Origin of the sequence: Paenibacillus sp. UNC451MF (assembly GCF_000686845.1) — a bacterium.
GTDB lineage: Bacteria > Bacillota > Bacilli > Paenibacillales > NBRC-103111 > Paenibacillus_S.
Genome location: NZ_JMLS01000002.1, coordinates 25,845 through 37,926 on the forward strand (window position 1 = coordinate 25,845; position 12,082 = coordinate 37,926).

General features: G+C 46.1%; 14 protein-coding genes and 1 tRNA gene. 8 read left to right on the forward strand and 7 right to left on the reverse strand.

The annotated features are described in order from the left end of the window. Positions 1-99: 99 nt before the first annotated feature. The gene (locus tag BP97_RS0103185) at positions 100-942 is read left to right on the forward strand and encodes an NAD-dependent epimerase/dehydratase family protein (RefSeq protein WP_028547811.1); all 843 of its coding nucleotides are present in this window, start codon (positions 100-102) and stop codon (positions 940-942) included. A gap of 94 nt (positions 943-1,036) precedes the next feature. On the opposite strand, the gene argS is transcribed toward BP97_RS0103185, so the two are convergent. Beyond that, entirely contained in the window at positions 1,037-2,755 is a 1,719-nt protein-coding gene (argS, locus tag BP97_RS0103190; protein ID WP_028547812.1) for an arginine--tRNA ligase, read from the reverse strand. Positions 2,756-2,933: 178 nt separating this feature from the next. Continuing rightward, complete coding sequence (locus BP97_RS0103195; RefSeq protein WP_028547813.1) at positions 2,934-4,631, reverse strand: methyl-accepting chemotaxis protein; 1,698 nt, start codon at positions 4,629-4,631, stop codon at positions 2,934-2,936. Between the two features lie 369 nt (positions 4,632-5,000). On the opposite strand from BP97_RS0103195, the gene BP97_RS35095 reads away from it, so the two are divergent. Genes BP97_RS35095 through BP97_RS0103210 form a run of 3 tightly spaced genes read left to right on the forward strand, consistent with a single transcriptional unit; the run spans position 5,001 to position 8,276 of the window. After that, the gene (locus BP97_RS35095; RefSeq protein WP_051620331.1) at positions 5,001-6,161 is read left to right on the forward strand and encodes a hypothetical protein; all 1,161 of its coding nucleotides are present in this window, start codon (positions 5,001-5,003) and stop codon (positions 6,159-6,161) included. Continuing rightward, complete coding sequence (locus tag BP97_RS0103205) at positions 6,154-6,855, forward strand: response regulator transcription factor (protein WP_028547814.1); 702 nt, start codon at positions 6,154-6,156, stop codon at positions 6,853-6,855. The genes BP97_RS35095 and BP97_RS0103205 overlap by 8 nt, the downstream gene beginning before the upstream one ends. Next, positions 6,852-8,276: a sensor histidine kinase gene (locus BP97_RS0103210; RefSeq protein ID WP_028547815.1), complete on the forward strand. Its 1,425-nt coding sequence runs from the start codon at positions 6,852-6,854 to the stop codon at positions 8,274-8,276. The genes BP97_RS0103205 and BP97_RS0103210 overlap by 4 nt, the downstream gene beginning before the upstream one ends. Before the next feature lie 27 nt (positions 8,277-8,303). On the opposite strand, the gene BP97_RS0103215 is transcribed toward BP97_RS0103210, so the two are convergent. Continuing rightward, a complete protein-coding gene (locus tag BP97_RS0103215; protein ID WP_028547816.1) occupies positions 8,304-8,789 on the reverse strand; it encodes a GNAT family N-acetyltransferase in 486 nt (161 codons plus the stop codon). A 76-nt stretch (positions 8,790-8,865) separates the two neighbouring features. After that, a tRNA-Leu gene (locus BP97_RS0103220) sits at positions 8,866-8,953 on the reverse strand. A gap of 202 nt (positions 8,954-9,155) precedes the next feature. Between BP97_RS0103220 and BP97_RS39505 the strand changes: the two genes are divergently transcribed. Beyond that, entirely contained in the window at positions 9,156-9,497 is a 342-nt protein-coding gene (locus BP97_RS39505) for a hypothetical protein (protein WP_051620332.1), read from the forward strand. 342 nt (positions 9,498-9,839) lie between these two features. After that, positions 9,840-10,061, forward strand: a complete 222-nt coding sequence (locus tag BP97_RS0103235) for a hypothetical protein (protein ID WP_028547817.1) — start codon at positions 9,840-9,842, stop codon at positions 10,059-10,061. 13 nt (positions 10,062-10,074) lie between these two features. Here the strand turns inward: BP97_RS0103235 and BP97_RS0103240 are convergent, their stop codons facing one another. Then, the gene (locus BP97_RS0103240) at positions 10,075-10,287 is read right to left on the reverse strand and encodes a hypothetical protein (protein ID WP_028547818.1); all 213 of its coding nucleotides are present in this window, start codon (positions 10,285-10,287) and stop codon (positions 10,075-10,077) included. 130 nt (positions 10,288-10,417) lie between these two features. Here BP97_RS0103240 and BP97_RS40570 point away from each other — a divergent pair, with 130 nt between their 5' ends. Next, positions 10,418-10,561: a hypothetical protein gene (locus BP97_RS40570; protein ID WP_197035405.1), complete on the forward strand. Its 144-nt coding sequence runs from the start codon at positions 10,418-10,420 to the stop codon at positions 10,559-10,561. Positions 10,562-10,642: 81 nt separating this feature from the next. Here BP97_RS40570 and BP97_RS35105 read toward each other — a convergent pair whose 3' ends face one another. Further along, entirely contained in the window at positions 10,643-11,368 is a 726-nt protein-coding gene (locus tag BP97_RS35105) for an adenosylcobinamide amidohydrolase (protein WP_051620333.1), read from the reverse strand. Beyond that, positions 11,365-11,592, reverse strand: coding sequence for a hypothetical protein (locus BP97_RS0103255; RefSeq protein WP_028547819.1), 228 nt, complete (start codon positions 11,590-11,592; stop codon positions 11,365-11,367). The genes BP97_RS35105 and BP97_RS0103255 overlap by 4 nt, the downstream gene beginning before the upstream one ends. A 158-nt stretch (positions 11,593-11,750) precedes the next feature. Here BP97_RS0103255 and BP97_RS0103260 point away from each other — a divergent pair, with 158 nt between their 5' ends. Further along, positions 11,751-12,062 carry a hypothetical protein gene (locus tag BP97_RS0103260; RefSeq protein WP_028547820.1) on the forward strand — a complete coding sequence of 104 codons (312 nt, stop codon included), beginning with the start codon at positions 11,751-11,753 and terminating at the stop codon, positions 12,060-12,062. Positions 12,063-12,082: the final 20 nt, after the last annotated feature.

Sequence of the window (12,082 nt, forward strand, 5' to 3'; positions counted from 1 at the left end):
ATAAACGAAATCTGGTTCCCCGTTCCAAAAAATATCATACTGAGATTGTATCACGCGAACCGCTTGGTTCAAATCACGAATAAATGAGAGGTGTATCATATGAACATTTTGGTTACAGGAGCTACTGGGCGCGTAGGAAGTCGTCTTGTTCCCCGTTTGCTGCAGCGCGGCCATTCAGTTAAAGCACTTGTCCGTCAACCGGAAAACGCTCAATTTTTGATAAATCAGGGAGTAACCCTAGTCCAGGGTGACCTGCTGCAATCGGAATCGTTAACTGAGGCCATCGCCAATGCAGATGCCGTCATTCATTTAGCCGCTTTCTTCCGAGGTGCAACCCCGGAAGAAACGCATGCGGTCAATCTGGAAGGTACACTTGCATTAGCTTCCGCCGCTATTCGCGAAGGTGTTTCCAGGTTTATTTTCGCTAGTACAAATTTGGTATACGGTCCAGGTAAGGACAAACCTTTCAATGAGGAGGATCTGCCGAAGTCGGAAGCACCTTATCCGCAAACCAAAGCTGCTGCGGAGCAGGCTCTGTTGGAACTACACCGATCCCACGGACTTGGCTTACATATTCTTCGATTTGCTTTCGTATATGGTGAGGGCGATCCCCATTTGTCCGAAGGGCTGCAATGGTTTCGTAAATGGAATCCTGAGCAGACCATTCATATGGTACACCATGCAGATGTTGCACAAGCGATAATACTATCAGTAGAAACTCCACATGGCAGCGGACAAATATATAATGTTGCCGATAATGAACCGGTAACCGCTGCCGAAATTATGAATAGGCTTAATGAACCTATACCAGAAAATGCGGATCGTCGTCCGATAGACGCTTCATGGCTACAGATTGTAGATACGCATAAAATTCAAGAGCAGCTTGGATTCAAGCCTACATATCCTACATTACGACATGCAGCATCAGCCGGTGTGCTTTAATAGCTCCTACCTTTGCTGCCTAATCAGACAATCTGATATATAAAAAAATCACCCGATATCTCTCATGCCATGAGGACATCGGGTGATTCCAATATTACATTTTTTCCGGTGCTTCCAGCCCGATTAAAGCCAAGCCGTTGCGAATGGTAATTTGCGCACTCTTCACTAATGCCAAGCGGGCTTGGCGAAGCGCTGCATCATCAACCAGGATAGGACATTCGTGATAGAAACGGTTGAAGCTTTGGGCAAGATCCACCAAATACCGGCTTACAATCGATGGCTCCAGCTTGTACATAGCCTGCTCAACTCTCTCCTTGAACAAATACAATTGCTTCAGGAGTCCTTGAGATTCAGCATTTGCCAGCAACGAAGCATCCACTTGCTCCGCCTTCACATCGAAATCGATGGAAGTGCCTCCGTTTGCTTTACGCAATACGCTGCATGCGCGTGTATGGGTATATTGCACATAAGGACCTGTTTCGCCCTCGAAGTTCAAAGCAACATCCCATGAGAACACGATGTCCTTAATGCGGTTATTGCTCAAATCATTGAAAATGATAGCTCCCACGCCGACTTGGCGGGCAACTTCATCTTTATTTTCCAAATTCGGGTTCTTCTCGTCGATAATCGCTTTCGTTTTCTCAATCGATTGTGTGAGAAGCTCTTCAAGACGAATAACATTCCCTTTTCGTGTCGACAGCTTAGCCCCTTCCAGGCTCACTTTACCGAACGGCACATGCACAAGGCGGTCCGCCCAATCATAGCCCATCAGTTCAATTACTTTGAACCACTGTTGGAAATGCAGGCTCTGTCCCGCATCCGTAACGTAGACGCATTTGTCAAAATCGTATTTGTTCTTCCGGTAGATCGCAGCCGTCACGTCACGTGTATGATACAGCGTGCCGCCATCCTTCTTAATCATCAAGGCAGGAGGCATATTGTAATCGTCCAAGCGAACGAGCATCGCTCCTTGATCCTCTTCCAGCAGGTTCTTCTGCTTTAGCTCGTCCACTACAGCCGCCATTTTATCGTTGTAGAAGCTCTCGCCGGCATAAGAATCAAAATGAACGCCGAGCAAGTCATAAATTTTTTGGAACTCCTTCAAGCTGATTTCCACGAACCATTTCCATAATTGCAGCGCTTCTTCATCGCCCTGCTCCAACTTCACGAACCAAGAGCGAGCTTCATCTTCAAGCTCCGGTTTAATATCCGCCTCATCATGGAACTTCACGTACAGCCGCTGCAGCTCGTCGATTCCGTCGGCTTCTACTACGCTTTTATCTCCCCACAGCTTATACGCTACGATAAGCTTGCCGAATTGGGTTCCCCAATCGCCCAAATGGTTGATTCCAACACAGTTATAACCTAGAAATTCATAAATTTTGTAAATGGCATTCCCGATCATCGTTGTACGTAAATGTCCGATATGGAATGCTTTGGCAATGTTAGGCGAAGAGAAATCCAGCGCAATGTTCCGACCTTGACCAATATTTTGCGAGCCATAGCGGTCGCCCTTCTCCAGAACCTCGCCAATCACACTGGATGCGAAGCTGGAAGGCTCCAGAAATACGTTGAAATAACCGGAAACTGCCTCAACCCGCTGGAATGCAGGATGATCCTTCCATTGCTGCTTCAGCTCCTCTGCAATAGCTTGAGGTGCTTTGCGAAGCTGCTTACTTAGTTTGAAGCATGGTAAAGACAGATCTCCCATTTGCGGATTAGGAGGGTATTCAACTAACTCTGCAAGCGATTCCTCTGTCACTCCTTCCAATTGGGAAGCAAGCTTGGCTGCTAATATATTCTTATAATTCATCATCATAGACCCCTTTCAATCCGACCAATAATCCTACTATTCGTTTCCGTATATTCAAGCAACAAAGCACCCCAAGCGGGGTGCTCGCCATACGTTCAGTGAGTTTGCCATCATTTACATATGTCCATATTATATCTATCATGAAAAATCGAGTCAAGCGCCATAACCCGGCAATTCCTTACGAAATTCGAAATCTTCGCACAAGCATGTTCAACTCCTGGCACATCTCCTCAATCGTATGTACCGATTCTGTAATTTGACGCATAGATTCAAGCTGACCTAGCGATAATCCCGCCGCATGAGCCGATTGCTCCGACGAATTTTTCGCTATGGAAGCCGTTTCCAATACGGAAGCGGACACCTCTTGCGATCCTGCTGATATTTGCTCGGAAATGGCGGAAATTTCGGTAATTTGTTCATTCGTCTTTTGAGCCTTATCTACGATGCTATGGAAGCCTCCAGCCATCTGATTGACATAGCTCTTCCCTAATTCCATTTCCTTGATTTCTCTCTCCATAGCCGTAACCATGTGGGCCACTTTACCTTGGACCGCTTCAATTAACTCGGTGATATGCTCCGAGGACATTCTCGATTGCTCCGCCAGCTTGCGGATTTCTCCTGCTACAACAGCGAAGCCGCGTCCTTCTTCTCCTGCTCTCGATGCTTCAATGGAAGCGTTAAGCGCAAGGAGGTTGGTTTGTGCCGAGATATCCCGCATTACCTTCACAATTTCACCGATTTCCTCCGAGTAAGCCGACAGCTCGCGCACTGCTCCCGAAGATAATTCGACTGATTCATGGATGGAATCCATTTGCATCAGCACTTTATCCAAAGTCTCGCTTCCTTGTTCTGCCGCTTTTAATGTGTCGTACATCATTTCCGCCATAGCCATCGAGGAGTCGGCAATTTCACTCATTCCTTCTGATATTTCTTCCATCGCTTTCGCACTCTCATCCGTTCCTTTCTCCTGCGCTTCAGCTCCGGATGCAATTTGCTGCATAGTGGATGTCATCGTATGGATCGAGGTAACCGTGCGGTCTGCGTCACCTGCCAACAATTGGGTCGTCTTGCTTACTTCCCGTGATGTTTCGTCTATTGTATGAATCATTTCTTTAAGATGCGATGTCATTTGGTTCACCGATTGCACCAAGCTGCCGATTTCATCCTTGCTTTTTACAACGATAGGCTCTCCGGTCAAATCCCCGTCGGCAATACTCTTCACTCTGGCACTAATCGCTTCAATCGGTTTAATCATTCGGCTGATCAGCAGAAATGCGATAAATGCAGCCACAACAGGGAAAATCCCGCCTGTTTGCAGCGTAAACATCAGCATGTTCCAGGTACGTTCTTTCATAATGCCAGCGTCAAAATCTATAGCCATCAGCGCAACAATCTTCTGAGAAGAATCATGATCCGCATAGATTGGAGCGTATCCTGTTTTTCTTTCCCCGTCTCCGAACGTATAGGTGGAAGAAGCCATCGGATGCTTCTTGTCAACCAACATATCAATGGCTTCACGATCTATGTAAAAGGAATCCCCTGCTTTAAAGCCTTCCTTCTCCAAACGCTTATCAGGTACGAGGAGCTTCCCGTCAAGACTCATAATCGATGCGTTTTTAAAAATGGGCTTGTGATCCACAATCCAGTTCACTTTATCCTTTAAGGCTTGGCTTGCTTGTCCGTTGGCCAACTCTTTGATTTCAGCTACCGTAAGCAGCCCGGATGTAATGCTTGCGCAGCCTATCAACTCATCGCCTGCGGCCTCATCAATTTGCTTGTAATTGACATAATAACCGATGACGAGTAAGGACAGTACACTTGTTAAAACAGCGATAACAACGAGCCAAGTTACTTTTCCTACGATTCCCAATCTCATAGAAGACCCCTCTTTTCTTTTTAGCCAAGATGTATGTGTGATATCATAGTAGCCTTAACATATAGAGCCTACTGTGATTTTTATCACACCGGCCATTTTTTCCATAACCTTCCTATCAAAATGTAATGAGTTTGTTACGCTTTGTCAATTCATTAGCTGATATAATCGAATAAATTAGAATAACTATAAGGTGAACCATTACATGATAAAGGTAAGTTGCAGAAAGTAGGCGATAGTATTTTGTTAGTCAAATCTTGGTTTCCCCTTCTTCTATTCATCCTAATTTCCGTTATAGTTAGCGGATGTTCTTTATCCAACGATCCGCAATCCTATATGCGAGTGCCCAAACTTCCCGACGAGAAGGAAAGCTTGAAACAGTTGATCCAGCAAGCGATGCCGAGCGGAGCATCAGTTATACACCCCAAAAACTCAACTGATTCCGGTTCCATCTATTTGAAGGATCTGAACAATGACGGCACTCCTGAAGCTATTGTTTTCTACCAGACTCCGGATAAGGAAGTCCGTATCAAAGGCATGCTCTGGCAAAAAAGCGGCGATAGCTGGGTGCTTCTGAGCGAGATCGAAGGGGAAGGCTACGAGCTGGAAACGCTTCTGTTCGAGGATGTAACCAACGACGGCAGCACCGATATATTAGCCGGTTATTCCGGTGGACCCAAAATAAATAAAGGACTTGTCATTTATCATCTGGATGGGCAAAAGCTGAACAAATTATTTCAAGCTCCTTATACCGAATTGGTCGTTGATGATTTAAATCAAGACCAGATAAAAGATATTACTCTCTTGACGCTAGACCGTAACGTTTCCGCCAAAATATCGACAATCCAGTATAAGACGGAATTTCAAACTATCGGGACCACCACATTGGATCCATACGTTAACGCTTATTACAATCTTGCTGCGGGCTATGTCACCGAATCCAAAAGAGGCTTGCTTCTGGATGCCAGTGTCGGCGCCCATTCCTCGAACACGCAGTTGATCTATTTTGACGGGGGAAAGCTTGTCAAAGCATTTCCGGATGATAAGTTGCCTTTCAATCCGGGTTCTACTAAGAGCGGGGACTTCAATGGCGACGGTATTCTAGAAATTGGGATCTCCGTGGCCCCGAAGGGGTCGGAAGAGGAGGCCTACGCCTACACACCATGGATTACGCAATATTATCGCTGGGACGGCAAACAAGGTTTGGCGAGTCAACCGATATACAAGAGATATTACGACTATACCAATGGCTTCTATTTCGATATTCCTTCCGAATGGAATGATTCCTTCCGAGTCATAAGAGATATTGAAGGAAATGCCATTCATTTCTTAGCGTTGGATCAAGATGAGACGCTCGTTGAATGGAGGACGATACCGATCGAAAGCCGGGATGCTGCCGATACTGAATGGAAAGAAATCGGTCGTACCGATAAAACGATCACTGTCCTGCACATGACCGAGATGAGCCGTGAATATGCCAATCAGTTTCATTCCATAATGGAGCTTGAACAGAAGGAGGATTCCCATGAATAAGGTACTCATTCTTGAAGACGAGGAATCCATTCGTAGTTTTATCGTTGTTAATTTGAAAAGAGAAGGATTTCATATCATTGAAGCGGCTACGGGGGATGAAGCGCTGCAGCAGTTCCAACAGCACCCTGACATAGGCGTCGCACTGCTGGATGTCATGGTTCCGGGCATTGACGGATTCGAGGTCTGCAGACAAATCCGTGAAGCTAACGAACGCATCGGAATTATTTTTTTAACGGCCAAGGTTCAGGAGAAAGATAAAATTTTTGGACTTTCCCTGGGTGCCGATGATTACATTAGTAAACCGTTCAGTCCCGGCGAGCTTATGGCCAGAGTGCATTCTCTGCTGCGCCGGGTTCAGCTTCAAACTACAGCACCTGTTCACAGTCCGGTGCTTCGTTCTGGCCCTTTCGAGCTTCATACGGAGCTGCGAGAGTTCAGAAAAAATGGTTCGGCTATTGATGTTACACCAACGGAGCTCGCTTTGCTCCACCTGTTTTTAGAGCATCCCGGAGTACCGTTAAGCCGCGACAAGCTGCTGGATGAAGTATGGGGAGAGAACTATATCGGCGACCCGAAGATGGTTGACGTTAATATGCGACGCGTTAGACAAAAAATTGAACAGGATCCTTCCAAACCGGTCTATATCGAAACGGTATGGGGTTTCGGCTACAAGTGGAAGGACTCCGACCAATGATGCGTAAAGGTATTAAAAGACTCGTCGTCTCCCACTACGTTCTCGTCGTTTTGTTAACCTTGATCCTCGCCGAAAGTGTATTTCTGTACTCGGTCCGGACCTTTTATTACAACAGTATAGCGAGCAATTTGAGCAATCATGCTCAAGTCTCTGCATCCTTTTATAACAAGTTCCACAACAATTTGAACGTCTTGATGTTCGACAGCCAGCTGCCTGAAGTGGTCGAATCGTTCGCCCATGATAACGCGGAGCTTCAAATCATTAACAATCAGGGTACGGTGCTCGCAAGTACTAGCGGATTCGCCGTCCACGAGCTGATTAAAACCAAAGATGTGAAGACCGCAGCACAGGGCGGCACCAGTCGTTGGATCGGCACCAATGCAACTACCGGTGAAAGAGTGATGGCCATTTCCACTCCTCTTGAGTGGAACGGACAGCCCATCGCCTTGCTCCGCTATGTTACTTCATTGGAGGAAGTCGACCGTGCCATTAGCAATTTGGCTAACATCGCCCTTCTAGTCGGCTTGATTATCTTAGCTACCGTGTCGCTGATCAGCCTGGGACTCGCCAATTCGATCGTCAAGCCGATTAACCGCATTACAGCTGCTTCTGCAATGATGGCTAAAGGCCGACTGGATACTCGTGTAGACGAGGGCTTCCGTTACGAATTGGGCGATCTGGCCAAGACACTGAATTATATGGCGCAAGAAATCGTAAAAAGCGATCAATTGAAAAGTGACTTTATCTCTTCGATCTCCCATGAGCTTCGCACCCCGTTAACGAGCATCAAGGGCTGGAGCGAGACGATCCTGCTTGGCAATATGCAGGATAAGGAAGAAACCAGGATGGGATTGAAAGTGATTTCGAAAGAAACCGATCGCTTGGTTGGGCTGGTGGAGGAGCTGCTCGATTTTTCCCGGCTTGAGCAGAAGCAGCTTGCTTTAGACATCCGGCAGGTTGATCTCCCTCAGCTCCTTAACGAAGTTGTTCTACAACTGGCAGCCAAAGCCAAGACCAAAGGGATTTCATTCCTTTATGACCAACAGGGAGCAAAAGAACCGATCATGATTCCAGGAGATGAAAATCGTCTAAAACAGGTATTTCTGAACATCGCCGACAACGCGGTTAAGTTTGCACGTCAAGACACTACTATAGATGTGAGAGTGACGGAAGATTCGGACTTCCTCTCTGTAAGCATACATGACGAGGGCATAACCATTCCCCAAGTGCATTTATCGAGGGTAACGGAGAAGTTTTATCAAGTGAATCCACAAGGTGAAGGAACCGGTCTTGGACTCGCGATATGCACTGAAATTATCGAGCTTCATTCAGGAACACTTACCATTAACTCAAATGAGCTGGGAACCGAGGTTATTGTGCTGCTTCCGTTAGAGCGCCCCGGTAAGGAAGAATGCATATAAAAAAGCCACCTTGCGGTGGCTTTTTTGCTAAAGCATCTTCTGCATAACGATGACGTCCAGCATTTTATCAAATTTGAAGCCTACTTCACGCATAACGCCGATATAGTCGAATCCGAATGTGCGATGAATATAGATGCTGCTGTCATTGCCTTCTACTATACGTGATAATACGGTATGAAGCCCGGCATTTTTGCCCGCCTCTAGTATCCGTTCCATCAGCTGCTTCCCGATACCCTGACCGCGAAAATCATGATGGATATATAAAGATAACTCCGTTGTGCGCTCATAAGCCAACCGATCCGAGTAGGCATTCAGAGAAGCCCATCCAACCACAGCTCCACCAAGCTCTGCAACCAGTATGGGATTGCGCTCACCATGCTGCTTAAACCAAGACTCCTGCTGCTCCAATGTACGCGGGACCGTGTCAAAGGTAGCCACCGTATTTAGAATAGCTTCATTATAAATCTTTAAAATCGAGGGAACATCTTCAATAGCTGCTGTCCGGATGATCATCTAAAGTCACTCTGCCTCTCCAAATGAAAAACCATCTGGTATCATTAGATATCAGATGGTAGTTGTTATATAGGTTTGGTGCGGTCAAGAGGACTCGAACCTCCACGGGGGGTTAGCCCACACGGACCTGAACCGTGCGCGTCTGCCAATTCCGCCATGACCGCATAATGAATGTCTCTTTCATTTTTGAAGGGGACAAGAAGTATATTATCACCTGTTTTATATGGATGTCAAACAAATTTTTCAGACTGACAGCACTTTCATGAACACTGTATATTTATAACTTGGATTGGACATTAATTGAACAATGCTCCACAGCAATATCGACAAAATAAATGTGCAACCAGTCCATCGGAGGCGATATCCATGCTCAAATCTTCCTCGATTATGTTACTGATTACGATCGCTATAATCTTCATCACAGGCTGCGGCAATCCCGGTAAATCCGCCGCACAAGCCACGCCAACCCCTGCTCCTTTAGCTACGATCACCAAAGACAAATACGACAAAATTAATACGGGCATGACTTATGACGAGGTCAAAGCCATTGTAGGTGGCGAAGGCAAGCTCATCACTGAATCAGGAGATAAATCAACTCCCGATTATACGGCAACCTATCAGTATGCTGCAGAAGGAAACCCGAACGGGCTAGCCAAAATTACGTTCCGTTCCAACAAATGCACTTCCAAATCAGAAACGAATTTGTAAGACGAGCTTGTTGCAATTAGGTGAGTATCTCCTTGTGGGAGCATCCGCACTCCTGGAGGTACCCACCTATCTCCTATCTTTAATCCAAACATTCATAAACTACCCAAGCAATAACACCCCATATTGGAAGCGTAAACAAAATGCCGTATACCGTTCCTTTCAAAGCGGAACCTTCTCTGGACATCTTATCTCCTCCCGTCATTCGAATATAATCGAATACGTGCTGCCTGCAGCCGGATTACATCGTATGCTGGGAATACCACCGTTATTCCCGTATTTTCGAACAGCTTGCATCATTTTCTCCCGTTTATGTCCATATACATAGGTCGAGGGGGGATTGTAATGATCTTTATGCAATTAGCCATGGGAGTTATTGCCGCTTTATTTGTCTGGGGGTTCATCAAACTAACTTTTCAAGCCATGCTGTGGGTCATCGGAATCATTCTGGTTATCAGTTTTATTATTCCGGGAGCGCTTTTGTTCATTAGCGGCCTTATGTTTATTATGATCGGTATGCTGGCAACCTTAGGACTGCTTTATGTCATAGGAGTATTCCGAGCATAATTAGCTGCTTAAGCTATCCTTCCCGATATGCTTGTAGAGCCCGAACAGCCCAATCCCTCAAATCCTGTATGTCTGCATAAACAGGAGAGTCGAACAGATGAGTCGCCGGGTGCTGCGGGTCCACGCTTAGTCTAATGATTTCGCCGCTGACTCCCCCTTTTCCTCCCGTATGAACCTTCATGGCATAAAAATCGTCCAGACGAACTACGTCATGATCTTCCACCATAAATCCCTCCAATCCAGCTTACATTCGATATACCTGGTCTTAGTGTTTCTGCACCGTCCATTATTATACGCCTCTTTCCAACGGATAAATTTCATCATAGAAGAGACCCTATTTCGTGGAGGTGATTCGAATGACAGGCAGAAACAGCAAACCGGATAATACCGGACCAGCAGGGCACCCATCCCGTTTGGACCAATTTGGCGACAAGATGGCAGACAGCAAACCGCAACCGAAGAAATCGGGCGACTGCTGCTGCGGTTCTGATTCGAAGTAGACGATAAATAGTTCACCGCACTTTATTTTAAACGTCTTGCAGAGAAGCTGGAGCCCGTTCAGGCCAAAAAGGGCTCCAGTTTCAATTTCGTTTGGATTGCTGCCAAGCCTCATAACATTTAAGGGAGAATTGAACAGCATCATAGACCGTTTTGCCGATACAATAACCAAGCTGTGTGGCTGTCCCCGCATACCGGTATGACGGTCCTTTTTGTGTTGCCGCGATCAAAACTGCATCCGTTGTTGTTCCTGTTGCTAGCTCTTCACTGTCATGCAAACGGATATTGGCATCCTGGAGTGCAGCCGCCTTGGCTTCCGTTGCAGTAATGACCGCATTGACCATCGCCGCATCCGTAAGCGTCCCGTCAATGATCGTAATCAAATTAATCGTCCCGGGAAACAGCTCGTCCACATTCCGTACAGATCCAGCTCTTGCTTTATTGCTTAATCCAACCGTAGCCCACGTGCAAACGGTTAGTCCTGAAGCAGAGCATTGCTTCGAGTAACCTCTATCCTGCACCCTCGCAGCCGTTAACAATGCAGCTGTATCTTCTACTCCAATGCCCCTCTCACGCATAAAATCATGCATCTCAGCCAGCGGATCATCGCACAAGTAGTTTCGATCCACCTGCCTGTTCATCAAGCGAGAATGCCATCCCAAGCCTTCTCCCCACATAGAGGAATTTATCGTTCGCAGCGGCCTGCTGCTCTCTATAACATAAAAGCTGTTCAGCTCATCTTCCACATCATGGAAGGTAATATTTGCTATGGATGTAATGGGTATCTTAGCCGGTAAAGCATCAGTCATTCCTCATTTGCACTCCATCCAGCATAACGCTCTTCAATGAAAGGCTGATAATGATAGCTTCTATCCAGCTTCACGATTCTTCGATTTTGCTTACGGATCATGACTGTCTTATCGTCCCATGCAACAACAATGCCCTTCACGTCATTCACAGGATCCGCATCTCTTACTACCCTGAGCTTCGTCCCCTCTACTCGATAATGGTCCAACTGTTCTTCGCTGATCATAATACCGCCCTCCTTTGGACAAACTTAGTTTAAGAATAGAATACACCATTCATGGTTCACAATAAACATTAAGCCTACATGAGCCACAAATGCACCATTCCCATTAAGCCTTATACTCTATGCAACAACCTTACCCGAAAGGAGCTTATCATTCCATTATGGAGAAAAAAACATACTATATCGCTGTAGCATCCGGCGAAATACTGGAGCCTGAAGATATGAACGGGAATTTTGAATTTGAAATCTTGGCGAGTGAAGAGGAGATCGATCAGCTTCAAGAGCTGTTCGAGGAATCTGCTGATGCCCAGGATGACACAGCTGCGAGAGCTATGATTCCATACCGTAATTATCATAACGACAAAGAAAACGATGCAGCCGACTATTATCTCAGAGAAATATATAGGAAGCTGCATGATCTGGGAACACCCGCAACAAAAGAACATATCGAAAGTATGAACATTTTACAGTAATTCAACCCAACGCTTTCCCT